We start from the raw sequence: 25,577 nt of genomic DNA, 5'->3' as shown, positions 1-25,577 counted from the left end.
CTGGCCTCCCCCGGTGCGAATCGAGAACCAACCGCAGTGATTTCGATCCGTATCGAGGGGAGCTCCGCCGTGCAGCCGACGGCTGCTGGCGCACACTATACAAACGGACTCCCTGTTGTGGCAGGCAGGGGCAGATAGTAGACGGATGTTCACCGCACTTGTGGTATTTCGTCCCGAGCCATCGAGTTGACCACTCGCCCGGACCGCACCCTGGCCCCCTCAACTACCCGCCGGTAGGGTATTCGCGCACCGCTCTCACCACCATTTTTCGCACAACCGAGAGGGACAGGTAATACGTATGACCGAGCAGCAGAGCAGCACGCCCCGGGTCGCGATCGTCACCGGCGCGGCCCGCGGCATCGGCTCCGCCACGGCCCAGCGGCTGGCGGCCGACGGCTACGCCGTCGCCGTGGTCGACCTGGAGGAGTCGGCCGGCAAGGAGACCGTCGAGAAGATCACCGCGGCCGGCGGCCGGGCCCTCGCGGTGGGCGCCGACGTCTCCGACGAGGCCCAGGTCCAGGCGGCCGTGGAGCGGATCGCGACCGAACTCGGCGCCCCCGTGGTGCTGGTCAACAACGCCGGCGTGCTCCGCGACAACCTGCTGTTCAAGATGTCGGCGGCCGACTGGGACACCGTCATGAACGTGCACCTGCGCGGTGCCTTCCTGATGACCCGCGCGGTGCAGAAGCACATGGTGGACGCGGGGTTCGGGCGGATCGTCAACCTCTCCTCCTCCTCGGCGCAGGGCAACCGCGGCCAGGCCAACTACTCCGCCGCCAAGGCGGGGCTGCAGGGCTTCACCAAGACGCTGGCGATCGAGCTGGGCAAGTTCGGCATCACCGCCAACGCGGTGGCCCCCGGCTTCATCGCGACGGACATGACCGCGGCCACCGCCGCCCGGGTCGGCATGGAGTTCGAGGCCTTCAAGCAGGCCGCGGCCTCGCAGATCCCGGTCCAGCGGGTGGGCGTCCCCGCGGACATCGCGCACACCATCTCGTTCCTCGCCAGTGAGGGCGCGGGCTTCGTCAGCGGACAGGTGATTTACGTCGCCGGCGGACCGCTCGACTAGTCCACCGGACGTAGCGCCTCTGGTCACCTTTCCGATCCGGTGGCCAGCGGCGCTACGCTGCTGCGACGCTTTTCCCCGGCCGTGCGCCGGATGTGATGCTCCGTCGTCGATCCGATCGGCCCCGGCCGGCGCCGTGGCGCGGCAGTCCGGCGGCGCGAGTACGGGTCGCCCGCGGACGCCGGTTCACCCGCCGCACCATGGCCACCGCCGCGGGCCGGCTGGCCGGCCCGGTCAGTGGATGCCGGCGGACGACGGCGGACGGTCGGCGGAGCGGGGTCGTTCAGCGGCAGGGCCAGGCGGCCGGGTGGCCGCGGGCAGACACCGGTCGACAGCCGGTACTAGAGGATCTAGTACTGCTGCAGTGCCCGCAGCCGGGCCGCCTCCGCGACCATGGCGGCCCGCTCGGACCGGCGTGCCTTGCGCGCCTCGTCCGCACCGACCGGCTCGACCACGTGGAAGCAGGCTCCGCAGACGTAGCCGCCCTCGGGCCCCTCGGAGACCGGGGTGCCGCAGTGCGCGCAGTAGCGGGAGTAGGTGACGGTGGCGACCATGACGACCTCTCGCATCGGTTACGAAGAGTAGGTCCACGGTAGCCGCTCGGTTCAGTGCCAGAAAGAGCGAACTGATACTCGATCAGGCCTCGACGGGACGGTTCCCGGTGATCGACCCGGTACCGTCGCAGGTCCGGCAGGGCTCCTCGCGGTATGCCTGCTTGCTGCCGTCGGCCGAGACCCGGTAGCGGGTATAGGTGCCGGTCCCGCTGCACAGGAAGCAGTTGCCGCCGCCGTCCCGCTCGGTGGTGCCGGTGCCCGTGCAGGTCCGGCACTGCAGTCCGGCCAGTCGCCCGGTGCCGGTGCAGATGGTGCACACCGCGATGCTCACGCCGGTACCTCCGTTCCTCGTGCTCCCGCCAGGGGGCCGAATGCCACGCCCGACGAGCCTACCGCCGGAATAACCTGGACTTGTCCGGGTACCCCGTTCCGGACGGAGGTGGACCAGATGCGGCACGCGACCACACCACGCCGATGGCGCAGCGGGACCGAGCCGAGGTTCGCACGCAGCGACCTGAAGCTGCGCTTCCTGCTCTCGCTGATCTTCATCCCCGTGTTCGTCCTGATGACGGCCGCTTTCGCGCTCTTCGCCGCACTGGCGAAGCCGACCAGCACGCCCCCACGGGACACCCTGATCGGCTTCGCCGCCTTCTGCTTCGCGCTGACCGTCGTCGCCTGCGTCGACCTCTACGTGGTGATCAGGCGCCGCCGGGTCGAACTCTAGGACCGGTCGGACCGGCCTCCGGTAGCACTCCGCTACCGGCTCGCCACGGCCTGCTTCACCAGGGTCTTGCCGAAGTCCCACATCAGGCCGCTGCCGCGGTGGGCGTCGTCCATCACCTCGCAGAACGCGTCCACGAACCGGTCCACCTCGCGCTCGGTGATGATCAGCGGCGGGATCAGCTTGATCACCTCCAGGTGGTCCCCCGAGACCTGGGTCAGGATCCGGTGGCGCTGCAGCAGCGGCACCACCACCATCTGGGCGAAGAGCCCCTTGCGGGCGGCCTGCAGCGCCGTCCAGCCGGTGCGCAGCTTGAGCGAGCGCGGCCGGCCGAACTCGATGCCGATCATCAGGCCGCGTCCGCGCACGTCGGCGAGCAGCTCGTACCTCTCGGTGAGCGCGGCCAGCCGCTCGCGCAGCAGGTCACCGACCCGGCGGGCGTTCTCCACCACCCGCTCGTCCCGCATCACCTGGAGGGTGGCCAGGCCCGCGGCCATCGCCTGGGCGTTGGAGCCGAAGCTGGCCGAGTGCACCAGCACCCGCTCCATCGAGGAGTAGACCTTCTCGAAGATCCAGCCCTTGCCGAGAGTGGCGCCGATCGGCACGTAGCCGCCGGAGAGCGCCTTGGCGGCGCAGACCAGGTCGGGCAGCACGCCCTCCTCGTCCTGGTAGGCGAAGAACGCCCCGGTGCGCCCGACGCCGGTCTGCACCTCGTCGCAGATCAGCAGCGCCCTGTTCTCGTGGAGCAGCTCCTGGGCCGCGCGCAGCCAGCCGGGCGGGGCGCTGTGCACGCCCTTGCCCTGGATCGGCTCCACGATCAGCGCGGCCACGTCGCCCTTGCGCAGCTCGCGCTGCAGGGCGCCGAGATCACCCAGCGGGATCGCGGTGTCCGGCAGCAGCGGGCCGAAGCCCTTGCGGAAGCCGCCCTCACCGTTGATCGAGAGCGATCCGGTGGTCAGCCCGTGGAAGGCGTGGTCGCAGTAGAGGATCCGGCCCCGGCCGGTGGCGTAGCGGGCGAACTTGATGGCGGTCTCCACCGCCTCGGTGCCGCTGTTGCCGAAGAAGACCCGGTCGAGGCCGGGCGCCTGCGCGAGCAGCCGCTCGGCGAAGAGCCCGGGCAGCGGTGGGCAGTCGAACCGGGTCAGGTCGGGCAGATCGAGGTCCATCACCTGCTGGACCGCGTCGCGCACCACCGGATGGTGGCGGCCGAGCGCGAAGATGCCGAAGCCGGCCAGCATGTCCAGGTACTCGTTGCCCTCGGCGTCGTAGAAGTACGGGCCGGCGGCACGCTCGTAGGTCTTGTCGAACCCGATGGTGTGCAGCATCCGCGGCAGCTGCGGATTGAGGTAGCGGCCGTGCAGCTCGTACCGCTCGCCGCCGCGCTCGGCGAGCAGGGCGGCGAGGTCGAGAGCGCCTTCAGGTCGGTCGAGCGGCACGCGGTCAGCTGGCACGGGGTTCGTTCACTCCTCGGTTCGGTAGCAGGTGCTTGGCGAAGGCCGCGGTCTGGGCGGCGATCCCGGTGCCGGTCAGGCCGGCCTCCTCCATGATCTCGCCGCGCCCGGCGTGCTGCAGGAACTCCTGCGGAATGCCCAGATCGCGCAGCGGGGTGTCCACGTCGGCGTCCCGCAGCGCCTGGGCGATCGCCGCGCCCACGCCGCCGATCCGGCCGTTGTCCTCGACGGTGACCACCAGCCGGTGGCGGGCGGCGAGTTGGACGAGCGCCGGGTCGACCGGCTTGACCCAGCGCGGGTCGACCACGGTGGTGGCCAGGCCGTCGGCGGTCAGCAGCGCCGCGGCGTCCAGGCAGGCGCAGGCCATCGAGCCGACCGAGACCAGCAGCACGTCCTGGCCCTTCGTCCCCGGCACCTGGGTGCGCTGCAGCACGTCGACGCCGCCGAGGTGCTCGACGGCCGGGCGGACCGGGGCCACCTCCCCCTTGGGGAAGCGGATCACGGTCGGCGCGTCGGTGACCTCCAGCGCTTCGCGCAGCTGGGCCTTGAGCTGCTCGGCGTCGCGCGGCGCGGCCAGCCGCAGGCCGGGCACCACCTGCAGGATCGACATGTCCCACATGCCGTTGTGCGAGGCACCGTCGTTGCCCGTCACCCCGGCCCGGTCCAGCACGAAGGTGACGCCCAACCGGTGCAGCGCGACGTCCATCAGCACCTGGTCGAAGGCCCGGTTGAGGAAGGTCGCGTAGACCGCGACGACCGGGTGCAGCCCGGCGGTGGCCAGGCCCGCGGCGCTGGCGACGGCGTGCTGCTCGGCGATGCCCACGTCGAAGATCCGCTGCGGATAGGCCTTGGCGAACGGGGCCAGGCCCACCGGCTGGAGCATCGCGGCGGTGATCGCCACGACGTCCGGGTGCTGGGCGCCGACCGCCACCATCTCCTCACCGAAGACCGAGGTCCACGAGGTACCGCCGGTCGGCGAGATCGGCAGGCAGGTGTAGGGGTCCATGGCGCCCACCGCGTGGAACCGGTCCGCCTCGTCCAGCTCGGCGGGCCGGTAGCCGCGGCCCTTGACCGTCAGGCAGTGCACGATCACCGGGCCGCCGAACCCGCGGGCCTTGCGCAGCGCGGACTCGACCGCGGCGGTGTCGTGCCCGTCGATCGGGCCGACGTACTTCAGGCCCAGGTCCTCGAACATGCCCTGCGGGGCGAAGGAGTCCTTGAACCCCTTCTTGGCGCCGTGCAGCGCCTCGAAGATCGGCTGGCCGACCACGGGCGTGCGTTGCAGCGCCTCCTTGCCCCAGGCCAGGAAGCGCTCGTAGCCCTGGGTGGTGCGCAGCGTGGCCAGGTGGTTGGCCAGGCCGCCGATGGTCTTGGCGTAGGAGCGCTCGTTGTCGTTGACCACGATGACCAGCGGGCGGTCCGCGGCCTCGGCGATGTTGTTGAGCGCCTCCCAGGCGAGCCCGCCGGTGAGCGCGCCGTCGCCGATCACCGCGACGGTGTGCCGGTCCCCGTGCCCCTGGATCTGATGCGCCTTGGCGATGCCGTCGGCGTAGCCGAGCACGGTGGAGGCGTGCGAGTTCTCGATCACGTCGTGCTCGGACTCGGCCCTGGACGGGTAGCCGGAGAGTCCGCCCCTGGCCCGCAGCCGGCTGAAGTCCTGCCGCCCGGTGAGCAGCTTGTGCACGTAGGTCTGGTGTCCGGTGTCGAAGAGGATCCGGTCCCGGGGCGAGTCGAAGACCCGGTGCAGCGCGATGGTGAGCTCGACCACCCCGAGGTTGGGCCCGAGGTGACCGCCGGTGCGGGAGACGGCCTCGATCAGGAAGTCCCGGATCTCCTGGGCCAGCTGCGGCATCCGGTTGGCCGGCAGTCGCCGCAGATCGGCTGGTCCGTGGATTGAGGACAGGAGGGACATGGCTCCACCTCTTCACTCGGTGTCGGAGGGACTGGCAGGACGCGCGGAACTGATGGGACGTCTGGGTTCAGCCTGCGCCGATCACCGTCGGAACGCCCGCCGGGACGCCCTCGGCCTGCATCTGCTCGGCGAGCAGCAGGGCCTCCTCGATCAGGGTCTCGACGATCTTGGACTCGGGCACGGTCTTGATCACCTCGCCCTTGACGAAGATCTGCCCCTTGCCGTTGCCCGAGGCCACCCCCAGATCCGCCTCACGCGCCTCACCCGGCCCGTTCACCACACACCCCATCACCGCCACCCGCAGCGGCACCTCCATGCCCTCCAGACCAGCGGTGACCTCCTCCGCCAGCTTGTACACATCCACCTGCGCCCGCCCGCACGAAGGACACGACACGATCTCCAGACCACGCTGACGCAGGTTCAACGACTCCAGGATCTGGTTGCCGACCTTGATCTCCTCCACCGGCGGCGCCGACAACGAGACCCGGATCGTGTCCCCGATCCCCTCCGCCAGCAACGCCCCGAACGCCACCGCCGACTTGATCGTCCCCTGGAACGAAGGACCCGCCTCCGTCACCCCCAGATGCAACGGATAATCACACGCCGCCGCCAACTGCCGGTACGCGTTGATCATCACCACCGGATCGTTGTGCTTCACCGAGATCTTGATGTCCCGGAACCCGTGCTCCTCGAACAGCGAGCACTCCCACAACGCCGACTCCACCAACGCCTCAGGAGTCGCCCGCCCGTACTTCTCCAACAACCGCTTGTCCAACGACCCCGCGTTGACCCCGATCCGGATCGGCACCCCCGCCGACCCCGCCGCCCTCGCGATCTCACCCACCTTGTCGTCGAACGCCTTGATGTTGCCCGGATTCACCCGCACCGCCGCACACCCCGCGTCGATCGCCGCGAACACGTACTTCGGCTGGAAGTGGATGTCCGCGATCACCGGGATCTTCGACTTGCGCGCGATGATCGGCAACGCGTCCGCATCGTCCTGCGAAGGCACCGCCACCCGCACGATCTGACACCCCGAAGCCGTCAGCTCCGCGATCTGCTGGAGCGTCGCGTTCACATCCGAGGTCAACGTGGTGGTCATCGACTGCACCGACACCGGCGCGTCACCACCCACCGGAACGTTGCCGACCATGATCCGACGCGAATGACGCCGCTGGGCCAACGGCTTCAGCGGCAGGGACGGAATACCGAGCGAGATCGCGGTCATGACTGTTCGCACATCCTTGCTGTGTTGGTCCTGGTGTCATGGTCGAGCCCGGCGCACGGTCCCGCACGCGCGCCGGGCCCGCCGACTCAGCGGTTGCCGCTGACGGTCTCCCGCAGCGCCCGCAGCGACTCCTTGAGCGAGCCCATGGTGGCCAGCACGGCCGTCGGCTCGTAGCCGCAGTGCGCCATGCAGTTCTCGCAGCGGGGGTCCTTGCCACGGCCGTACTTGGCCCAGTCGGTCTTCTCGATCAGCTCGCGGTAGGTGGGCACGTACCCGTCCGACATCAGGTAGCAGGGACGCTGCCAGCCGAAGAGCGAGTAGTTGGGGATGCCCCACGCGGTGCACTCGAAGTCGACCTTGCCCTCCAGGAAGTCCAGGAAGAGCGGGCTGTGGTTCAGCCGCCAGCGGCCGCGGTTGCCGCCGGAGAAGGCCTTGCGGAAGAGTTCGCGGGTCTGCTCGACACCCAGGAAGTGCTCCTGGTCCGGAGCCTTCTCGTAGGCGAAGGCCGGAGAGATCATCATCTCCTCGACCTTGAGGTCGTCATTGAGGTAGTCCAGCACCTCGATGATGGTCTGCGGGGTGTCCGTGTTGAAGAAGGTGCTGTTGGTGGTCACCCGGAACCCCCGTCGCTTGGCCTCCTTGATGGCGGCCACCGCCTCGTCGAACGTCCCCTCCTTGGCGACCGACTCATCGTGCCGCTCGCGCAGCCCGTCGATGTGCACCGTGAAGGTGAAGTACGGCGAAGGAGTGAACTTGTCCAACTTCTTCCGCAGCAGCAGCGCGTTTGTGCAAAGGAAGACGTACTTGCGCCGTTCCACCAGCTGGCGGACGATCTCGTCGATCTGAGGGTGCATCAGCGGCTCGCCGCCCGCGATGGAGACCATCGGGGCGCCGGACTCCAGCACCGCACCGACCGCCTGGGCGACCGGCATCCGCTGCTTGAGCACCCCGGCCGGGTGCTGGATCTTCCCGCAGCCCTCACAGGCGAGGTTGCAGGCGAAGAGCGGCTCCAGCTCGACGATCAGCGGGAACTTGTCCCGCCGCTTGAGCAGCTTCTGCTGCATGAGGTAGGTACCTACCCGCACGGTCTGGCGCAGCGGCATGGCCATGGCTAGCTCGCCTCCTGAGGGAGCGTCGGCTGAGAAGAGTGGGGCATCGGGGGCAAGGCGGACGGCTCCGGTATCGGGCGCGGGTGCGGGGCACCGGCCTGAGCGCCGAGGGTGGCGCGGTGCCAGCCGAGCAGAGCGGGCACCAGGGCCCGCAGGGTACGGAAGGCGCGCAGCCCGGCCGGCAACGTGCCCGGTCGCAGCAGCTCGCGTTCGGGGGTGTCGACCACCACCCGGATCGCCGCAACCGGCAGCCCCGGGGGCAGCCGGTCGAGCGCGGCGGCGGACTCCATGTCCACCGCGAGCACTCCTCGGCGGTGCAGCATCCGGCGCTCGTGGCCGCGCACCACGTGGTCGGCGGAGTACAGCGGGCCGGTGCGCACCGGCAGGTCCAGAGCGGTGACGGCCTGGGCGAGGAGATCGGGCGACCGGGTGGCAGTTGAACATCCCGAGGCGGACTGCACCCTGTCGGCAACAATCACGTCGCCGGGTCTTGTTCCCGGCGCGGCGGCGGCGCAGAATCCGGTCATCAGCACCGCGCCGTATCCCGAAGGAGCGGCCGCCAGCAGGGTGCTGACGGTCCGTCCGGTGCGGATCGGGCCCATCCCGGTGCGCGCGAGCACCGCCGGACCGCCGAGCGCGTTCGCCCAGTCACCGCCGCGCAGCGCCCACTCCTCGGGGGGCAGCGCGCACAGGACCAGGAGTGGAGCACTCATGTCAGCCTCCCCAGCACCGGGTTGCCGTGCAGGTAGCGGCCCAGCGCGGTGACCGGGAAGACCAGCCGGTAGAGGTGGTAGTTGATCGAGAAGTCCCACGGGAACCCGGTGCCGGTGAACTGCGGCTCGTCCCAGCTGCCCTCGGCCAGCTGGGTGGCGGCCAGCCAGCCGACGCCGCGTTCGACCGCGGCGCTGCCCCGGTCGGCCGCGGGCGCGAACCGTCCACCGGGGCCCTCGCCGGCCGACAGCAGCGCCATCAGCGCCCAGGCGGTCTGCGAGGCGGTGGACTCGCCGCGCCCGGACCAGTTCTCCGGGTCCTCGTAGGAGCGCATGTCCTCGCCCCAGCCGCCGTCCGGGTTCTGCCGCGCCTCCAGCCAGCGCACCGCGCGGCGGATCGCCGGGTCGGACTCGGGCACCCCGGCGGCGACCAGGGCCGGCACCACCGAACCGGTGCCGTAGATGTAGTTGGTCCCCCAGCGGCCGAACCAGGAGCCCTCGGCCTCCTGGTTGCGCAGCAGCCAGTCCACGCCACGTCTGGTGCGCGGGTCGTCGGCCTTGCCGACCTCGGCCAGCATCTCCACCACGTGGGCGGTGACATCGGCCGACGGCGGATCGACCACCTCGCCGAAGTCGCAGAACGGCAGCTTGTTCGGCAGCGTGCTGGTGTTGTCGACGTCGAAGGCTCCCCAGGCGCCGTTCTTGGACTGCATCCCGAGGTTCCACTCCACGCCCCGGTGGACCGCCCCCGCCACCACGGCGGGGTCGGGGTGGCGCACCCGGCGCAGGGCCAGCACCACCTCGGCGGTGTCGTCGATGTCGGGGTAGGTCTCGTTGTGGAACTCGAAGGCCCAGCCGCCCGGGGCCAGCTGCGGGCGCTGGACGGACCAGTCGCCCTTGGTGGTGATCTCCTCGCCGATCATCCAGTCGGTCGCCTTGACCAGCGCCGGATGGTCGGCCGGCAGCCCGGCGTCGACCAGCGCGATGGTGGCCAGGCAGGTGTCCCAGACCGGGGACTGGCAGGCCTCCAGCCAGCGCTTGCCGTCCTCGGTGTGCACGGTGAAGCGCTCGAAGGCGGCCAGTCCCGCCTTCATCACCGGGTGGTCCAGCTCGTAGCCGAGCAGGTTCAGCGCGATCAGCGAATAGACGGCGGGCGGCTGGATCCCGCCCCAGCAACCGTCCGCCTCCTGCCGCTCGACGATCCAGCGCCCCGCCTGGCTCAGGGCCAGCCGGCGCAGCGGGCGCACCGCGCGCTTGTGGTAGGCGTGCAGCACCAGGTCGAGCCGCTCGAAGAGGCCGTCCCAGCTGGCTGGTGGCGCGAGCGGGCGCAGCGGGAACGGGTTGTCCGGGTCGGTGTGCAGCTCGTTCAGGTCGAACGGCGCCGGTCTGACCGGGCGGTGCGCGGAGACCACGGTGAGCGGGACGATGGTCTGACGGGCCCAGCAGCCGAACGCGTAGATGTTCAGCGGCAGCCACTTGGGCAGGAACATGATCTCGGGGGGCATCTCCGGCAAACGCTCCCACGGCCACCAGCCGAAGAGCGCGAGCCAGATCCGGGTGAAGACCCGGGTCGCCGCGATGCCACCGCAGTCGCGGACGTACGTGGCGGCCGCCCGCATGTGCGGGGCGTCCGGCTCGTCGCCGGCCAGGCGCAGCGCGACATAGGCCTCGACCGTGGTGGAGATCTCCGGCGGACCGCCGTGGAAGGTCCCCCAGGTGCCGTCCGCGCGCTGCTGCGAGCGGATCCACTCGGCCGTGGCCGCGGTGTGCTCCGCGGTCCTGATTCCCAGGAACTGACGGAGTAACAGGTCCTCCGCGTCCATGGTGACGTTGGTCTCCAGGTCCCCCTTCCACCAGCCTTCGGCGTCCTGCAGGGACAGCAGGTGCGCGGTGGCCCGGCGCAAGCTGTCCTCGATCTGCGCGCGGCTCGCCGGGGCGGCCGCCACCGGCTCGGCGGCGTCCTCGGCGCCCGCCACCCCCACCTGCCAGGGGGCGCCCACCGGCTCGGCCGGCCGCTCGTCCACCGCGACCGGCTCGGGATCGTACTCAGGGTCGAGCCGGCCGTCCGCGGTTGCTGTCAACTTGATGTCACCTCTCTCGTACCACCACGAATTCGGCGAGGGCGACGAAGCGTTCGCGCACCTCGTCGGCCATCGATACCTCGTCCAGTGCGGCGAGGGCGGTCGTGTGCTGGCGGCGGGCCTCCTCCTGGGTCCAGGCACGGCCCCCCGCCTGCTCGATCAGCGCGGCGCGCCCGGCGAGCACCTCCTCGGACTCCTCGCCGCGGCCGTGCGGGTCGGCGAGCAGCTCGGCCAGCCGGCGCGAGGCCGTCCCGCCCTCGGCCAGCGCGGCGGCGACCGGCAGCGACTTCTTGCGCTGGCGCAGGTCCCCCCAGTGCGGCTTGCCGGTGACCTCGGTGGCGCCCCAGATGCCGAGCAGGTCGTCGACGGCCTGGAAGGCCAGGCCCAGGTGGTGCCCGTAGCGCTCCAGCGCGTCGGCGGTGCGGTCGTCGGCGCCGGCCAGCACCGCGCCGACGGCGGAGGCCGCGGCCAGCAGGGCGCCGGTCTTGTTGCCCTCCATCGCCAGGCACTCCTCGACGGTGACGACGTCGCGGTGCTCGAAGGAGAGGTCCTGGGCCTGGCCGTCGATCAGCTTGCGGGTGGCGGTGGTGAGCAGCCGCACGGCGCGGGCCGCGTCGGCGGCGGTCGCCGAATGACCCTTGGAGGGGAGCGCGGAGTCGAGCAGGACCTCGGTGCCGAGAGTGGCCAGCGCGTCACCGACCAGGATGGCCTGGGCCGGGCCGAAGACCGTCCAAGCGGTGGCCCGGTGCCTGCGGGTCTCGTCACCGTCCATCAGATCATCATGCAGGAGCGAGAAGTTGTGCACCAGCTCAACGGCCACCGCACCCGGTACTCCGGCAGATGCGTCGGCACCCGCCGCCTCCGCCGAGAGCAGTGCCAGGGCCGGGCGGACCGCCTTGCCACCGTCACCCGCGGTGGGGTTGCCGGCCCGGTCGGTCCAGCCGAAGTGGTAGGCGGCGACCGCGTCCATCGGAGGCGCCAGCCGCGCGATCGCCGCGCGCAGCGGCGGGGTGCAGAGCGTGCGGCCTCTGGCCAGCAGCTCGGGTACCGAGACGGGCTCGGCCTGGGCCGTGGCTCCCGCGGCCGTGCTGGGGCGTGCCTCCACGTGTGTTCCCTCTCCGTGGGCCGTTGTGCTGGGGTCGGTGCTGGTGGGGTGAGCCGCTGAACGGCCCGCCGGGCCCGCTGGGGCGGGCGGGGCTGCCTGCGGCGCGCTCATCGGGGCCACCGCCCGTCGCCGCGGTCCACCGGGACCCGGACCCCCGCGGCGCGCAGCGCGGCGTCGGCGGCGGCGTGGCCGCTGCGCACGGCGCTCTCCATGGTCGCGGGCCAGCCGGTGGCGGTCCACGAACCGGCCAGCAGCAGGCCGGGGATCCTGGTGGCGGCCGCCGGCCGCAGCGCCGCGGTGCCGGGCGCCGGGTCGAAGGTGGCGGTGCGCTCGCGGGTGACGAAGAAGTCGAGCACCTCGGCGCCGCGGGCGGCGGGCAGCAGGCGCTCCAGCTCCGGCAGGTAGCGCTCCCGCAGCTCGGCGACCGGCAGGTCGATCTCCTCGCGCACCGCGGACTGCGACAGTGCCAGGTACTGGGCACCGGGGCGGGTCCTGGCGAGCTCGGAGCCGGCGAGACCGGAGTGCGGCGTCCGATCGAAGACCCACTGCACCGGGGAGTCGAGCGCGGCGAAGAACGGGCGGCGCAGCACCGTGCGGTCGTAGACCACGTGCACGTTCAGGATCGGCGCGGTGCCCAGCTCGGCGAGCCGGTGCTGCCCCTCGATCGCCTCGGGCGGCAGCAGGGCGGCGGCCGTGTCCTGGGCGCCGGCCAGCACCACGGTGTCGGCGCTGAGCAGCTCGCCGCTCTCCAGCCGCAGCGCGTGCGGCGGTCCGACGGCGGCCGAGACCGACTTGAGCTCGACCACCTTGGCGCGCAGCCGCACCTCGACGCCCGCGCGCTCCAGCGCGGCGAGCGCCGCGTCGTGGTGCAGGGCACCGAGCGGGACGGCGGCGGCGCCGATGTCGCTGGCCCCGGGGTCGGTGAGCAGCCCGGTCTTGAAGACCATCGCGGCCAGCGCCAGCGAGACCTCGTCGGCCCGGGCGTTCAGGGTGGCCACGCCGACCAGGTCCCACAGGGCGGCCAGCGTGCGCTCGTTCTGGCCGTGCGCGCGCAGCCAGGCGCCGAAGGAAACCTGGTCCAGCGCCGGGTCGGCGAGGTCCAGGCGCTGCAGCGCGAGCGCGCCGCGCACCACCCGAAGCCGGTCCAGCGGGCCCAGGTGCGGATAGGTCGCCAGGCTGGCGGCCAGGTGCAGCGGGACGGGCAGCCCGGCCCGGCTCAGCCGGCCGAGCCGTCGCCGCTCCCCGTGCACCGCGAGCACCGGCACGTCGAGCCGGGGCTGGATCGTGACCTGGTCGGTGGCCCCGAGGCGCTCGACGAGGCCGCGGTAGGCGGTGCAGCAGCGCAGGAAGACGTGCTGCCCGTTGTCCACGGTCAGCTCGCCGCGGCGGAACGAGAAGGCCAGCCCGCCCAGCCGGGGGCGGGCCTCGACCAGGGTCACCCGGTGGTCGGCCTCGGCCAGCCGGAGCGCGGCGGTCAGGCCGGCCAGTCCGCCGCCGACCACCACCGCGGCGGGCCGGCCCGCCTGCTCGCCCGGCCTGCTCGGCCCGGTCACCTTCGGCCCGCTCACCGCACTCATCGCACCTCCCCGCTGACCGCTCCGGACACCCGGGCCACCGGTGCCGCGGCACCGTTCACCTGAGTGCGCACCTGTCCCACGCACAACACCCGCAACAACAACGCTGCCGACCTTCTCGCTGATTCCCCGTCGCCGGCGGCTGATGGGGGGTCGGACGGGTTCAAGAACGTCCTCCGGCCAGGCCGGAGAGCGCGACGTACGCCTTCTCCCAGCCCGGCAGCGAGACCCGGCCGCGCAGCACCGACTCGGGCTCGGCGGCGATCCGCGCGAGCAGCCGGTGGTAGATGCCGGCCATCGCGGCGGTACAGGCACGGCTGCGGCGGTCCAGCATCGGCAGCAGCCGCAGGCCCTCCTCGAAGTACCCCTGGGCGCGCCGGGCCTCGAAGGCCACCAGGCCGGTGAAGTCGGCGCCGGCCGGCGGCACCGCCGAGGCGAAGCCCTGCTCGCAGCCGAACCTGGCCAGGTCCTCGGCGGGCAGGTAGGTGCGGCCGTTGACCGCGTCCTCGCGCAGGTCGCGCAGGATGTTGGTGAGCTGCAGCGCCAGGCCCAGGGTGTCCGCGTACTCGGCACCGCGCTTGGGGTCCGCGCAGCCGTACACGCCCAGCGAGAGCCGGCCGATCGAGCCCGCCACGCAGCGGCAGTAGACCTTGAGGTCCTCGAAGGTCCGGTACTCCTCGCCGCGCAGGTCCATCTCGACGCCGTCGATCAGCTCGTCGAAGGCGTCCAGCGGGATCGGGAACCGCCGCGCGGCGTCCGCCAGAGCCACCTTGATCGGATCGGTGTCCTCCTCGGTCACCGCGCCGGCCCGGACCTCGTCCAGCAGGGCACGGGTGGCGAGCAGCTGCTCCTGCTTGCGCTCGGCGGACAGCTCGCCGTCGCCGATGTCGTCGACCCGGCGGGCCAGCGCGTAGAGCGCGGACATGGCCAGGCGCTTGGACTCGGGGAGCAGCCGGATCCCATAGCTGAAGTTGCGGGCCTGCAGGGCGGTGACCGCCTCGCAGTACCGGTACGCCGCCATGACCGGTGCCGACGCCAGTGGTGATGCCGCCACTCGGGCGTTCACCTTCCCTTCGCGAAGATGGCCGCCGCCTTCATCGCGAGGCGGCGCTTGTCGGGCTTCGGCTGCTGGGCCAGCACGTCGTACCCGGCGGCCTCGATGGCCGCCAGGGCCGCGTACCCACCCGCGGTGAATCCCGCCAGGAGAAGTCGAAGCCTCCCCCGAACCGTACCCACCAGCGGCGCGCCGTGATCGAGCAGGGTCCGCGCCCGGGCCGCCTCGAAGGCGATCAGTTCGCGCACCCCGCCACCGGCGGTCGGGGCGGCCAGGTCGGCCTCGGTGACGCCGAACCTCGCCAGGTCCTCGGCCGGGAGGTACACGCGACCTCGGGCGAAGTCCTCGGCCACGTCCTGCAGGTGCTCGATCACCTGGAGCGCGGTGCAGACCGCGTCCGAGAGCTCGATCCGCTCCGGCGTCGCGACGTCGGCGAGCGCGAGCACCAGGCGGCCGACCGGGTCGGCGGACAGCGTGCAGTAGCCGACCAGACTGTCGAAGGTCGGGTACCGGGTGGTGGTCTGGTCCACCCGGTTGGCCTGGATCAGGCGGCGGAACGGCTCGGGCGTGACGGCGTGCCGACCGATCAGCGGGACCAGGGCGCCCAGCAGCGGGTGGCGCGGGGGCTCGGCGCCGACGGCACCCGGCAGGGCCGCGGGCAGCGCGGCCTCGAAGGCGCGGTCCAGGTCGCGCTCCAGCGCGTCGAGCAGGCCGAGCCGGAAGGCGGTCTCGTCACCGCCGTGCGCGGGTGCGCCGAGCAGCGCGGCGGTGGCCGCGGGATCGGCGAGGTCGCCGTCACCCGCGTCGTCCACCAGGCGGGCGAAGCCGTAGACGGCCATCAGGTCGTCGCGCCAGGCGGCGGGCAGGAAGCCGGGCGCGACCGGGAAGTTCTCCCGGGCCGCCTTGGCCAGTGTCTCCCCCTGGTCGGGATCGCCCGCTCCGCCACTGCCCGGCCGCGCCGAGAACTGAGCCGAAGTCGTCACTGCCGTCACTCCCCCGTTCTACACCGGTGCTGACCATGGACCTGATTCGGACACGCTCCCCCGCAGGCTGGGCCGCTCCCGGCCCTCAGCCTTTCACTTCCGGCCGCTCGCCGAAAAGACCACCCCCCGGCGCGCCGACCCCCCTCACCCTCCCGGCGCACACGCGGGGGCGTGAACGCAGGGCACGCGCCGAGGCCGGCCCCCGATGGGAGCCGGAGGATCACCTCGTTGCCGAGGGCAACAATGCCAGAGCCGGTGCCCGAAACGCTCGCGCGTTTTCGGACACCGGCTCTGCGGGCCGGCTACGGTGCGGCCCTACGGGCGCTCGCCGCGCTCGTACATGCCGACGACCTCGTCGGTCGGACCGTCCATGATCAGCTTGCCGGTCTCGATCCAGACGGTCCGCTCGCAGGTGTCCCGGATCGCGTTGTTGTTGTGGCTGACCAGGAAGACCGTACCGGCCTCCTTGCGCAGCTCACGGATGCGGGCCTCGCTGCGGCGCTGGAAGGCCTGGTCACCGGTGGACAGGGCCTCGTCGATCAGCAGCACGTCATGGGTCTTGGCCGCCGCGATGGAGAAGCGCAGGCGGGCGGCCATACCGGAGGAGTAGGTGCGCATGGGCAGGTTGATGAACTCGCCCTTCTCGTTGATGCCCGAGAAGTCGACGATGTTCGGGTAGCGCTCCTTCACCTGGGCCGGGCTCATGCCCATCGCCAGGCAGCCGAGCACCACGTTGCGCTCACCGGTCAGGTCGTCCATCAGGGCCGCGTTCACGCCGAGCAGCGAGGGCTGGCCGTGCGTGTAAATGCCGCCCTTCTCGGTCGGCAGCAGGCCGGCGATCGCCGACAGCAGGGTCGACTTGCCCGAGCCGTTGGAGCCGATCAGGCCGACCGCCTCACCCTTGTACGCGGTGAAGCTGACGCCGCGCACCGCGTGCACCTCGGTGATCGCGGGCGAGCGCTTGCGGGAGATCAGGCGGGAGAGAGCCGAGGTGGCGCTGCCCTTGCCGGCGGAGGCGCCGTGCACCTTGTAGACGATGTGCACGTCGTCGACGACCACGGTGGGGGTGCGGGTCTCCTTGGCGGCCTCGACCGCGCGGACGTCACGCTCCCGGCGGGCTGCAGCCCGCTCCTCCTTGGTCATCTCCTCATCGGACTTCGTGATGGTGTCAGCCACGTCCGTACTCCTCTTCGGCCTTCCAGAAGAACACATAGCCGATCACGAAGGCCACGACAGCCCAGCCCGTGGCCATCGCCCAGATGTGCGGCGGCATGGTCAGGTGATTACTGGGGTACTTGTGCTTGCTGTAGATGCTCGGGATCATCGCGTGCCGCACCAGCTCCATGTACACGGAGGCAGGGTTGGCCTGGGCGATCATCTGCACCCAGTGCGGCCAGTTCTTGACGTGGTCCGAGATGGTGTACATGACGCCGGACAGGTACATCCAGGTGCGCAGCAGGAACGGCATCAACTGGGAGACGTCACTGGTCTTGGCGCCGATCCGGGCGAAGACCAGCGCGAGACCGGTGTTGAAGAAGGAGAGCAGGATCAGCGTCGGGATCACCTGGAACCAGGTCAGCCCGGGCATCAGGTTGTTGGACAGCACGATGGCGACCAGCACGACCATCGAGATCAGCAGCTGCTGGAGCTGGATGACCGTGAAGGCGATCGGCATGCAGGCCCGCGGGAAGTGCAGCGCGCGGATCAGCCCGAGGTTGTACGAGATCGCCCCGGTGCCGGACTGGATGGCACTCTGGATGAACTGGAAGATGAAGACACCGACGCACAGCCACGGGATGTACTTCGGGGTGTTGTTGCCGCTCAGGATGACGCCGAAGACCAGGTAGAACACCGCGCAGTTCAGCAGCGGCGTGACGACCTGCCAGATCTGGCCCATCTTCGCCGTGGTGTACTGCGCCACCAGCCGCGCGGTCGCGAAGGCGACGATGAAGTGTCGGCGCCCCCACAACTGCTTGGTGTAGGCGAAGAGCCCTGGGCGGGCGCCGCTCACGCTCAGGCCGTACTTGTCGGCGAGCTGCTTCGGGGTCAGTCCGGTGTCAACACCCCCAGGTAGTGAGAGGTTGATCGGTTCAGTCACTGTCGACACATTCGTCCTTCACGGGCTCGGAAGTCCGGCTGCTGGCCGGGGGGCAGGCGCCGGGGCTCTCGGCGGGGAGATCCAAGCGGATCACAGGGGGGCCGGATGGCGGCGTGGTGTCCGCCACCGAGTGATCAGATGACCGGCGGTCTGCCCAACCTGGTCAATCGCCATACAGTACGCCATCGCATCGGGCGCCGCTCACCGCACGGTGTGCGCCAGCCCTCCCGGAACCCGCCCCACCAGGCCTTGCGCGCCTCCGGGGCGGGACGGCGGGCCAGGGTGAGCAGGATCCAGGTACTCAGGTAGAGAGGCACCAACGGGGCCGGAAGGTTCCGTCGGGCCAGCCACACCCGGTTGCGCGCCACGTTGTGGAAGTACGCGGCGTGCCGGGCGGGCGAGGTGGCGGGGTGGTGCAGCACGATGTCCGCCCGGTAGTCGATCGACCACCCGGCATCCAGCGCCCGCCACGCGAAGTCGGTCTCCTCATGGGCGTAGAAGAAGACACCGGGCAGCTGCCCGGCCTGCTCGAACACCTCCGACCGGACGGCGCTGGCACCGCCGAGGAACGTGGTGACCCGGGAGGAGCGCAACGGGTCGGCGGCGCGCAGCCGCGGTACGTGCCGGCGCTGGGTGGCGCCGGTATCCGGATCGGCGATCCGGAAGCTGACGATGCCGAGCCCCGGGTCGGCGGTGAAGGCCTCGCGCAGCAGCTTCGCCGAGTCGGTCAGCGGCAGCCGGCCGTCGTCGTCCAGGAAGAGGACGGCGTCCACCTCGCGGGCGTCGGGGCCGAAGAGCTCGATGCCCACGTTGCGCCCGCCAGGGATGCCGAGGTTCTCCGGCAGTTCGACGGCACGCACCCCGGCGGGCAGCGGCGGCAGCGGGGCGCCGTTGCCGACCACGGCCAGTTGGACGGCCTGGCCCTGCTGCGCCAGCACCGAGTCGATCAGCGCGTTCAGCTCGGCCGGGCGGTTGCCCATGGTGATGATGACGGCACCCAGGCGGAAGGTGTCGGCCTTGGTGGCGGGGTCGTTGGTGGCGTCGACAGCGGGGTCGCTGGCGTGATCAGTGGTCATGTTCACCGGAGCCTGCTGGAGAGGACGATGCTGAGCAGGTGGAGCACGGTCTGGAGCATCGCGATGGCGGCGAGCACCACGATCGCGAGACGGGTGAAGAGGAGGCCGCCGTGCGCCTGGTCGGCGATCCCGGCCGCCAGGATGAGCAGCGAGGCCTCGACCGCGCCCACCAGCCGGTGGAACTTCAGCAGGGAGGCGACCCGGCGGGCCCTGGCCACGCCCGCCGAGCGCGGCACCGAGGCACTGTCCTCGACGGCGGTCAGTCCGCTGCGGGCCCGGGCCACGTCCACCAGGTCGGTCTCCGACTTGATCAGGATCGCGCCGAGCGCGGCCAGGGCACCGAGGAAGGCCCACTCCCAGTGCGCGGCGCTCCCGGCGCGGTGCAGCAGGTCCGCGCCGCGCAGGCCCAGGCCGGTCAGCAGCGCGGCCTCCGACATGTAGTGGCCGACCCGGTCGAGGTAGACACCGGTCAGCGAGGTCTGCCGACGCCAGCGGGCCACCTCGCCGTCCACGCAGTCGAGCAGCAGGTAGAGCTGGATCAGCAGCGCCCCGGCGACGGCGCCGGCCAGGCCGGGAACGAGCAGCCCGGCGCCGGCCAGGATGCCGGTGGCCATCATCAGGTAGGTCAGCCCGTTGGGCGTGATCGCGGTGACCGTGGACAGGATCCGGGTGATCCGCAGCGAGACGCCGCGCATGTAGAGGCGGCCGGCCCAGTGTTCGGCGCTGCGGCGCTGCAGCATGCCCGCCGGGTGGATCACGGCGCGCAGTTCCTCGATCGAGGGGCGGACCGTGAGGTCGGGGCGGACCACCAGGTCGGGCCCGGCGCCGATGGCGGCCGCCGCGGGGGCGGCAACCTGTGCGGCAACGGGGGCGGCTGCGCGGGCTGTTGAGGCGCCGCCGGCCCGCGAGGAGGTGCCGGCTGTTGAGGCGCTGCCGCCCGGTGCGGGCGGTGCCTCAGCTGTTGACGGCTTGGACATAGTCGGCGTACGCGTCCCTGATCGCTGATGGGGAGAGGTCGAGGTGCTCGAGAATGGTGAAGCGGCCCGGCCTGGTGTTCGGAGCGTAGTGCACCGCATCGGTGAACTCCGCCTCGGTGAAGCCGATCTGATCGGCGGTCACCGGCAGGCCGTGGGCCCGCAGGCGGTCGACGATCAGCTTGGTCAGCTCCTGCTCCCCCCGCAGGAAGCTCGCGAAGGCGGCCCCGAGGCCGACCTGCTCGCCGTGCTGCGCGGAGCGCTTGGGATGCAGCACGTCCAAAGCATGCGAGATCTCGTGGCAGGCGCCCGAGGAAGGCCGGGTGCTGCCCGCGATGCTCATCGCGATGCCGGACAGTACCAGTGCTTCCGCGAGTGCCGTAAGGAGGTCCGAATCCTCCAGCCGGCCCGGGTGGCGCAGCAGGCTCTCGCCCGCGGAACGGGCCATCGCCACCGCCAGTCCGTCCACCTTCTCGCCCGTGACGCGCTGGGAGAGTTCCCAGTCGGCACAGGCCGAGATGTTGGACAGGACGTCACCGATCCCGGCCGCCACGTAGCGACGCGGGGCCTGGCGGACCACGTCCAGGTCGACCACGACACCGATCGGTCCGGGCACCCCGTAGGAGCCACGGCCCGCGTCGTTGTCCAACGTGGCGACCGGGGAGCAGATGCCGTCGTGCGCCAGGTTGGTGGCGACGGCGACCACAGGCAGCCCGACCCGCGCGGCGGCGTACTTGGCGGCGTCGATGATCTTACCGCCCCCGAGACCCACCAGGACGTCGTAGTGCCCGCCGCGGACCTCGTCCGCCAGCCGCACCGCACCGTCCAGGGTGCCGTCGGCCGCCTCGAACCAGTCGGCGTCCGGCAGCATCGGCAGCAGGCGCTCGCGCAGCCGGGCGCCCGAGCCGTTGCTGATCGCCACCGCGACCCGTCCGGCGGTGGAGAGCCGCTGGTCGGCGAGGATGCCGGCCAGGGAGTCCAGCGCGCCCGGACGGATCTCGACGAAGACCGGGGAGGGGATCAGCCGGGTCAGTACTGGCACGCGATCTCCCGCGCCTTCGTCAGGTCCGCGTGGTTGTCGACCTCGACCCAGGAGACCTCGCCGATCGGCTGCACGTCGATCCGGAAGCCGCCGTCGACCAACTCCTGGTACCCGTCCTCGTAGTAGAGCTGCGGGTCGCGCTCGAAGGTGGTGCGCAGCGCCCGCGCCAGCTCGGCGGCGGCGGACGGGTTGATCACGGTGACGCCGATGTACTCGCCGGTCGCGTCGAGCGGATCCATCAGCTTGGTGATCTTTTGCATGCCCTTGACCGGGTCGGCGACGACCTTCATCTCCTCGTCGGCCAGCGACTTCACGGTGTCCAGCGCGAGCAGGATGCCCGGGGCCCGGCCCTCGGCGATCAGCCGGTCGTTTCCGTCGAGCATGGTGCGCTGGACGGAGGCCGGGTGCACGGTGTCGCCGTTCGCCAGCAGCAGGCCCTCACCGAAGAGATCGCGGGCGCACCAGAGCGAGTAGGCGTTGTTCCACTCCTCGGCCTTGTCGTTCTCGACCAGGGTGAGCTTGACGCCGTACTTCTGCTCCAGCGCCTCCTGCCGCTCGTACACGGCCTCCTTGCGGTACCCCACGACGATCGCGGCCTCGCGCAGCCCGACCTCGGCGAAGTTGCCGAGCGTGAGGTCCAGCACGGTCCTCTCGCCGTCCACCGGCACCAGCGCCTTGGGGAGCGTGTCGGTGTACGGGCGGAGTCGGCGGCCGGCTCCGGCCGCCAGAACGAGGCCGATCATGCGGGGTCTCCTGATTCGTCGTCGTACCCGGGTACCCGGTACGCGGACCGGGTCTCGGGCCCGCGCCCGCCGGGCACCGGCCCGCGGCACCACGCCCGAGAACGCCCGAGAACGCCCCGGTGACGCCCCGGGTGACGCCCCGGTCCCGCCGCTCGGCGGAGCACCGTGTCGTATGTGATGGTAGGCGACGGCCGCGACCAGCCCGAACGCCGCCCCAGGCCGCGTCCGGGGCCGCGCGAGGGTCCGGCGGGACTCGCGTGGAGGCGGCGAGGATCTTGGATGACGGGGACGTGACAGGGTCGTGACCGACTGGTGTTCGATATTCAGCCACGGAGTGGACGCCCGTTCCCCTCCGGGGCGCCCGACCGTGCCTTCGCGCCGGTGTTCCCGGGGCTGGTGCGTCGAATCCGTCCCAGTGACCCCACCATGCGGCAGACTGGGCAGCCGACGCCCTCCGTCAGCGCCGAGTACAACCGCGCCGGGGGCGTACTGCCGTCCGCTGGACCGGGGGGGCTCGCCCGGGTGGCGCACCCGGGTGGCGGCGCCGGTCCCCGTGCCGAAAGAGGCGCTATGTCCGAGAGTCGATCGACCAGCCTTGCCACCGAGCCGGCCGCCGCTCCCGCGAGAGCCGCGGCTGCCGCCGGAGCCGCTCCCCTCGACGCGGAGATCATGCTGGAGCTGGTCGACGACACGGGCGTGACCATCGGGACCGCCGAGAAGCTCTGGGCGCACCAGCAGCCGGGCCACCTGCACCGGGCGTTCTCGGTCTTCCTCTTCGACCAGCAGGGCCGCCTGCTGCTGCAGCGCCGCGCGCTCGGCAAGTACCACTCCCCCGGGGTCTGGTCCAACACCTGCTGCGGCCACCCCTACCCCGGCGAGCCGCCGTTCGTGGCCGCGGCCCGTCGCACCGCCGAGGAGCTGGGCGCCGCCCCGGGCCTGCTCTGCGCGGCCGGGACCGTGCGGTACGACCTGCCCGACGAGGCCTCCGGGCTGATCGAGCGGGAGTGGAACCACCTCTTCGTGGGCCTGATGACCGATGAGCTGCGGCCCGACCCGGCGGAGGTCGAGGACACCCGCTTCGTGACGGCCCGCGAGCTGAAGGAGTTGCAGGCGGGGAAGCCGTTCTCGGTCTGGTTCAGCACGGTGTTCGAGGCGGCGCTGCCCGGGATCCGGGAGATCGCGGGACGGGACTGGTAGTCGCGCGGGGGGGCGGGAGCGGGGAGCGGGAGCAAGCGGCGGCGGGCGGGCGGCCGGGGCGGCTGAGGCTACGGGGCGGCGGTCAGCCCGCCACCCGGCTCCCGGCCGGGGACGGCAGGGGCAGGGGCAGGGAGGCCCAGATCACCTTTCCGCCGTCCCCCGTCCGCTCCACGTCGCAGGACCCGCCCGCCGCCAGCGCGATGCTCTTGACCAGCATCAGCCCGCGCCCGCCGGTCTGCTCCGTGTCACTCTGCACGGCCTTGGGCCGGTGCGGGTGCCCGTCCTCCACCGCGACCCGCACCTGCCCGTCGCCGATCGCCAGCTCGGTGGTCACCCGCGGCGAGAGCAGCGCCGCGTGCGTGACGGCATTGGTCACCAGCTCGGAGACGATCAGCAGCAGCCCATCGGTCAGGTCCTCGTAGCGTTCCCCCGTCAGCCCCCGGTCGCGCAGCAGGTCCCGCACCACGTGCCTGACCCGCGGCACCGAGGCCTCCCGCGCCACGGCGACGATCCGCCACAGACCCTCGGCCGCACGCTCCACCTCGACACTGTCGACCACGCACTCAGCCGCCCCCGGTTTCCGCTGCTGCGGCTGGCTGCTCTGCGGCTGGTGCTGGAGCTGCTTCCGCAGCACCCCCGGCGTCGTCGCGCTCGTCCGCTCCACGTCCTGCCACCCTTCGTCCGGGCCTCGGGAGGCATCGCCGGTGCCGGCCGACACCGGCCGGCCCTCCGGGAACGGGGCGTTCCGTTCAGGGCTCCCCTTCGTCTCCGAGGCTAGGAGAGCCACCGGAATCCCTGTGTCCGGTCGAGCAACTTGCCCCCCGCGGGACCGCTTCCGACCGACCATGACCACATCTGCCCGTCTCCTGCCCGCCTTCCCCCGGACTTCCGGCGCAGGACCGTTCATCCTCCAGCCCCTCCGCCGCCCCCGGCCCACCCCGGCTCCGCCGCCACCCTGGCCCATCCTCCCGAGGACAGCGCAGGTGAACGGGGGTGAGGGGCACTCCGAAAGCCTGATAGTGTTCTCTCTGTCGCCGCGGGGACAGAGAGAACAACCCCCAAGGCATACACCCTGTCCGGGTGGCGGAATGGCAGACGCGCTAGCTTGAGGTGCTAGTGCCCTTTATCGGGCGTGGGGGTTCAAGTCCCCCCTCGGACACTTCGATACGCACATAGAAGATGCGGGTCGTGACTCAACAGTCACGATCCGCTTCTTTGCGTTGTAGGTCAGGTTAAGGCCGAATGCCTCGTAGAGCGGCGCCTTACGTGCGGGTGTGGCCTGCATGAGGCGGTCGGTGAGGTTGCCGAGCTCGGTGATCAGCGCCTGGATCTGGTCGGCCGTCAGGGTGGGTGGTGCTTCGGCGGTGAGCTGGTTCAGGCGTTGCTGGGCGGTGGTCTGGTCGAGGCGGGCTTCGTTGATCCACCCGGCGACGGTGGCGGGGTCGCCGCCCGCGTCGAGGGCGGCTCGGTAGCTGGTGAGCCGGGCGGCGCTTGTGTCCAGGTCGCGGCGGGCTGCTTCGAGGGCGACGGGGTCGGGGCCGCTGACGGCCTGGGCTTCTTGCATCTCGTGGATGGTGCACTTGAGCCGGCCGGGAGCGAAGACGGTACCGATCCAGCTGTCGAGGGCGGGAAGCAGCGCGTCCTCGCGCAGGTAGACGGTCAGCGGGTGGTCGAGGGCGCGGCTCTGGGCGTATTCGCTCGGGTAGCGGCAGCGGTAGTGGGGGTGGCCGTTGTTGAAGTTGCCCTGCATCTTGCGCTCGCACAGCCCGCAGCGGAGCAGTCCACGTAGCGCGTAGGTGCGGTCGGTGGTGCGGGGTTTGCGCTCGACGGGGTGGGTTGCGGCGGATTTGGTGGCGAGTTTGAGCTGGGCCTGTTCGAAGTCGCCGGTGGTGATGAGGGGTTCGTGGGCGAGGCCGGCGGACTTGATCCACTTCTCGGGGTCGTTCCAGCGCAGCTTGGTGATGTGGCCCAGCGCGACGTCTTCGACGTCGAGGAGGACCTCGTCCTTGCGCTGGCGGTTCCAGACCTGGTGGCCGGTGTAGCGGGGGTTGAGGAGGATGGCGCGGATCGCGCTCTTGGCCCAGGCGTTGCCGTGGCGGTGAGGGTTGCGGGCGCGGTCGTGGGCGGAGGGGCAGGGGATGTTGTCGCGGGTGAGGCCTTCGGCGATGGCGTACAGACCTTTGCCGCGCAGGTACTCGGCGAAGATCCGCTGGATGACGGGGGCGGCGGTCGGGTCGGGTTCGAGGCAGCGCAGGCGCTTGCCGTCGCGGGCCTTGATGGGGTTGGGGTGGGGTCCGGCGTCGGCGAGGCGGTAGCCGTAGGGCGGCCGGCCGCCGAGGTAGCGGCCTTCGAGGGCTGCTTGGGAGGCCATGGCGGTGCGGACCCGGATCTTGATGCGGGTCCGTTCGCCCTTGGACATGCCGCCGAAGACGGACATGACCAGGTCGTGGGCCTCGCTGTCGGGGTCGACGGCGCCACCGACTTCGGGCACCCACAGCTGAACGCCGTAGTGGGCGAAGACGGGTTGGGTGAGGCCGTACTGGTTGCCGTAGAAGACGCGCTGGGGTTCGCCGATGACGACGGCGTCGAACCCTCGGTCGGGATCCTTGAGGGCGGCGAGCAGGGCGGCGGCCCGGGGGCGGCGCTTCCAGGGCAGGGAGCGGGAGTAGCCGACGTCGAAGAACTCGGTGACGATCCGGCCGCCGGCCGGGGTGATGAGCGCTTCGGCGCGGGTGCGCTGCCAGTTGCGGGAGGTCTCCGGGTCTTGAAGGTCCTCGGTGGAGACGCGTCCGGCGAAGGCGAACGCGAGGGCAGTGGGACTGGGGGTGGCGGTCATGGGCAACTCCAGGGGCGGCTGGCGGTTGGTACGCCCCCGTCGTAACTCGGACGGGGGCGAAGG

Annotated in this window: 23 protein-coding genes and 1 tRNA gene; 4 read left to right on the top strand and 20 right to left on the bottom strand. The window is 71.5% G+C overall.

Annotated features, from left to right (window positions below):
- The first annotated feature begins 298 nt into the window (after positions 1–298).
- Positions 299–1,069 carry a 3-oxoacyl-ACP reductase FabG gene (fabG, locus tag OG455_RS34850; protein ID WP_266300280.1) on the top strand — a complete coding sequence of 257 codons (771 nt, stop codon included), beginning with the start codon at positions 299–301 and terminating at the stop codon, positions 1,067–1,069.
- A 347-nt stretch (positions 1,070–1,416) separates the two neighbouring features.
- On the opposite strand, the gene OG455_RS34845 is transcribed toward fabG, so the two are convergent.
- Together OG455_RS34845 and OG455_RS34840 are read right to left on the bottom strand one after the other, a co-directional pair.
- On the bottom strand, positions 1,417–1,635 hold the full coding sequence (locus OG455_RS34845; protein ID WP_266300279.1) for a hypothetical protein: 219 nt from the start codon (positions 1,633–1,635) through the stop codon (positions 1,417–1,419).
- A 67-nt stretch (positions 1,636–1,702) separates the two neighbouring features.
- Positions 1,703–1,951, bottom strand: a complete 249-nt coding sequence (locus tag OG455_RS34840; RefSeq protein WP_266300278.1) for a hypothetical protein — start codon at positions 1,949–1,951, stop codon at positions 1,703–1,705.
- A 117-nt stretch (positions 1,952–2,068) separates the two neighbouring features.
- Between OG455_RS34840 and OG455_RS34835 the strand changes: the two genes are divergently transcribed.
- Positions 2,069–2,344 carry a DUF6343 family protein gene (locus tag OG455_RS34835; protein ID WP_266300277.1) on the top strand — a complete coding sequence of 92 codons (276 nt, stop codon included), beginning with the start codon at positions 2,069–2,071 and terminating at the stop codon, positions 2,342–2,344.
- Between the two features lie 32 nt (positions 2,345–2,376).
- Here the strand turns inward: OG455_RS34835 and OG455_RS34830 are convergent, their stop codons facing one another.
- The 16 genes from OG455_RS34830 to OG455_RS34755 all read right to left on the bottom strand — a co-directional run bounded on the left by OG455_RS34830 (position 2,377) and on the right by OG455_RS34755 (position 21,481).
- Positions 2,377–3,792, bottom strand: a complete 1,416-nt coding sequence (locus tag OG455_RS34830; protein ID WP_266300276.1) for an aspartate aminotransferase family protein — start codon at positions 3,790–3,792, stop codon at positions 2,377–2,379.
- Entirely contained in the window at positions 3,782–5,704 is a 1,923-nt protein-coding gene (gene dxs, locus OG455_RS34825) for a 1-deoxy-D-xylulose-5-phosphate synthase (protein ID WP_266300275.1), read from the bottom strand. Before dxs ends, OG455_RS34830 begins: the two co-directional genes overlap by 11 nt.
- A 67-nt stretch (positions 5,705–5,771) precedes the next feature.
- Complete coding sequence (gene ispG / locus OG455_RS34820; protein ID WP_266300274.1) at positions 5,772–6,932, bottom strand: flavodoxin-dependent (E)-4-hydroxy-3-methylbut-2-enyl-diphosphate synthase; 1,161 nt, start codon at positions 6,930–6,932, stop codon at positions 5,772–5,774.
- An 86-nt stretch (positions 6,933–7,018) separates the two neighbouring features.
- Positions 7,019–8,041, bottom strand: a complete 1,023-nt coding sequence (hpnH, locus tag OG455_RS34815; protein ID WP_266300273.1) for an adenosyl-hopene transferase HpnH — start codon at positions 8,039–8,041, stop codon at positions 7,019–7,021.
- A 2-nt stretch (positions 8,042–8,043) separates the two neighbouring features.
- The gene (locus OG455_RS34810; RefSeq protein WP_266300272.1) at positions 8,044–8,754 is read right to left on the bottom strand and encodes a 1-hydroxy-2-methyl-2-butenyl 4-diphosphate reductase; all 711 of its coding nucleotides are present in this window, start codon (positions 8,752–8,754) and stop codon (positions 8,044–8,046) included.
- Positions 8,751–10,832: a squalene--hopene cyclase gene (gene shc, locus OG455_RS34805; protein ID WP_266300271.1), complete on the bottom strand. Its 2,082-nt coding sequence runs from the start codon at positions 10,830–10,832 to the stop codon at positions 8,751–8,753. Before shc ends, OG455_RS34810 begins: the two co-directional genes overlap by 4 nt.
- Positions 10,833–10,839: 7 nt before the next feature.
- Positions 10,840–11,937: a polyprenyl synthetase family protein gene (locus OG455_RS34800; protein ID WP_266300270.1), complete on the bottom strand. Its 1,098-nt coding sequence runs from the start codon at positions 11,935–11,937 to the stop codon at positions 10,840–10,842.
- Between the two features lie 107 nt (positions 11,938–12,044).
- Positions 12,045–13,514 carry a hydroxysqualene dehydroxylase HpnE gene (gene hpnE, locus OG455_RS34795; RefSeq protein WP_266300269.1) on the bottom strand — a complete coding sequence of 490 codons (1,470 nt, stop codon included), beginning with the start codon at positions 13,512–13,514 and terminating at the stop codon, positions 12,045–12,047.
- Positions 13,515–13,674: 160 nt separating this feature from the next.
- On the bottom strand, positions 13,675–14,532 hold the full coding sequence (hpnD, locus tag OG455_RS34790; RefSeq protein WP_266301064.1) for a presqualene diphosphate synthase HpnD: 858 nt from the start codon (positions 14,530–14,532) through the stop codon (positions 13,675–13,677).
- A gap of 41 nt (positions 14,533–14,573) precedes the next feature.
- Positions 14,574–15,476: a squalene synthase HpnC gene (gene hpnC / locus OG455_RS34785; RefSeq protein WP_266301063.1), complete on the bottom strand. Its 903-nt coding sequence runs from the start codon at positions 15,474–15,476 to the stop codon at positions 14,574–14,576.
- Positions 15,477–15,863: 387 nt separating this feature from the next.
- Entirely contained in the window at positions 15,864–16,724 is an 861-nt protein-coding gene (locus tag OG455_RS34780; RefSeq protein ID WP_266300268.1) for an ABC transporter ATP-binding protein, read from the bottom strand.
- A complete protein-coding gene (locus tag OG455_RS34775) occupies positions 16,717–17,655 on the bottom strand; it encodes an ABC transporter permease (RefSeq protein ID WP_266300267.1) in 939 nt (312 codons plus the stop codon). The genes OG455_RS34780 and OG455_RS34775 overlap by 8 nt, the downstream gene beginning before the upstream one ends.
- A gap of 125 nt (positions 17,656–17,780) precedes the next feature.
- Positions 17,781–18,626: a glycosyltransferase family 2 protein gene (locus OG455_RS34770; RefSeq protein WP_266301062.1), complete on the bottom strand. Its 846-nt coding sequence runs from the start codon at positions 18,624–18,626 to the stop codon at positions 17,781–17,783.
- 98 nt (positions 18,627–18,724) lie between these two features.
- The gene (locus tag OG455_RS34765; protein WP_266301061.1) at positions 18,725–19,462 is read right to left on the bottom strand and encodes a CDP-alcohol phosphatidyltransferase family protein; all 738 of its coding nucleotides are present in this window, start codon (positions 19,460–19,462) and stop codon (positions 18,725–18,727) included.
- A gap of 214 nt (positions 19,463–19,676) precedes the next feature.
- Complete coding sequence (locus OG455_RS34760) at positions 19,677–20,738, bottom strand: iron-containing alcohol dehydrogenase family protein (protein ID WP_266300266.1); 1,062 nt, start codon at positions 20,736–20,738, stop codon at positions 19,677–19,679.
- A complete protein-coding gene (locus OG455_RS34755) occupies positions 20,726–21,481 on the bottom strand; it encodes a phosphocholine cytidylyltransferase family protein (RefSeq protein WP_266300265.1) in 756 nt (251 codons plus the stop codon). The genes OG455_RS34760 and OG455_RS34755 overlap by 13 nt, the downstream gene beginning before the upstream one ends.
- Before the next feature lie 570 nt (positions 21,482–22,051).
- Here OG455_RS34755 and idi point away from each other — a divergent pair.
- Positions 22,052–22,678: an isopentenyl-diphosphate Delta-isomerase gene (gene idi / locus OG455_RS34750; protein ID WP_266300264.1), complete on the top strand. Its 627-nt coding sequence runs from the start codon at positions 22,052–22,054 to the stop codon at positions 22,676–22,678.
- 82 nt (positions 22,679–22,760) lie between these two features.
- Here idi and OG455_RS34745 read toward each other — a convergent pair whose 3' ends face one another.
- Positions 22,761–23,219, bottom strand: a complete 459-nt coding sequence (locus OG455_RS34745) for an ATP-binding protein (RefSeq protein WP_323185658.1) — start codon at positions 23,217–23,219, stop codon at positions 22,761–22,763.
- Positions 23,220–23,752: 533 nt separating this feature from the next.
- Here OG455_RS34745 and OG455_RS34740 point away from each other — a divergent pair.
- Positions 23,753–23,837: transfer RNA gene (locus OG455_RS34740), tRNA-Leu, on the top strand.
- Here OG455_RS34740 and OG455_RS34735 read toward each other — a convergent pair.
- Positions 23,802–25,514 (bottom strand): recombinase family protein, encoded by a 1,713-nt coding sequence (locus OG455_RS34735; protein WP_266300263.1) that lies wholly within the window; start codon positions 25,512–25,514, stop codon positions 23,802–23,804. The genes OG455_RS34740 and OG455_RS34735 overlap by 36 nt on opposite strands.
- Positions 25,515–25,577 lie beyond the last annotated feature (63 nt).

It is taken from the genome of Kitasatospora sp. NBC_01287, assembly GCF_026340565.1.
Lineage (GTDB): Bacteria > Actinomycetota > Actinomycetes > Streptomycetales > Streptomycetaceae > Kitasatospora.
Note: the sequence above shows the minus strand (reverse complement) of the source record. Positions and strands in the feature narration are given on the sequence as shown.

What these genes read in the sequence shown, in the direction of transcription:
- fabG (WP_266300280.1), top strand. Translation starts at nt 299, where the DNA reads ATGACCGAGCAGCAGAGCAGCACGCCCCGGGTCGCGATCGTCACCGGC.
- OG455_RS34845 (WP_266300279.1), bottom strand. Translation starts at nt 1,635, where the DNA reads ATGCGAGAGGTCGTCATGGTCGCCACCGTCACCTACTCCCGCTACTGC.
- OG455_RS34835 (WP_266300277.1), top strand. Translation starts at nt 2,069, where the DNA reads ATGCGGCACGCGACCACACCACGCCGATGGCGCAGCGGGACCGAGCCG.
- dxs (WP_266300275.1), bottom strand. Translation starts at nt 5,704, where the DNA reads ATGTCCCTCCTGTCCTCAATCCACGGACCAGCCGATCTGCGGCGACTG.
- ispG (WP_266300274.1), bottom strand. Translation starts at nt 6,932, where the DNA reads ATGACCGCGATCTCGCTCGGTATTCCGTCCCTGCCGCTGAAGCCGTTG.
- hpnH (WP_266300273.1), bottom strand. Translation starts at nt 8,041, where the DNA reads ATGGCCATGCCGCTGCGCCAGACCGTGCGGGTAGGTACCTACCTCATG.
- OG455_RS34810 (WP_266300272.1), bottom strand. Translation starts at nt 8,754, where the DNA reads ATGAGTGCTCCACTCCTGGTCCTGTGCGCGCTGCCCCCCGAGGAGTGG.
- hpnE (WP_266300269.1), bottom strand. Translation starts at nt 13,514, where the DNA reads ATGAGTGCGGTGAGCGGGCCGAAGGTGACCGGGCCGAGCAGGCCGGGC.
- hpnD (WP_266301064.1), bottom strand. Translation starts at nt 14,532, where the DNA reads ATGGCGGCGTACCGGTACTGCGAGGCGGTCACCGCCCTGCAGGCCCGC.
- OG455_RS34770 (WP_266301062.1), bottom strand. Translation starts at nt 18,626, where the DNA reads ATGGGCAACCGCCCGGCCGAGCTGAACGCGCTGATCGACTCGGTGCTG.
- OG455_RS34765 (WP_266301061.1), bottom strand. Translation starts at nt 19,462, where the DNA reads ATGCTGCAGCGCCGCAGCGCCGAACACTGGGCCGGCCGCCTCTACATG.
- OG455_RS34755 (WP_266300265.1), bottom strand. Translation starts at nt 21,481, where the DNA reads ATGATCGGCCTCGTTCTGGCGGCCGGAGCCGGCCGCCGACTCCGCCCG.
- idi (WP_266300264.1), top strand. Translation starts at nt 22,052, where the DNA reads ATGTCCGAGAGTCGATCGACCAGCCTTGCCACCGAGCCGGCCGCCGCT.
- OG455_RS34735 (WP_266300263.1), bottom strand. Translation starts at nt 25,514, where the DNA reads ATGACCGCCACCCCCAGTCCCACTGCCCTCGCGTTCGCCTTCGCCGGA.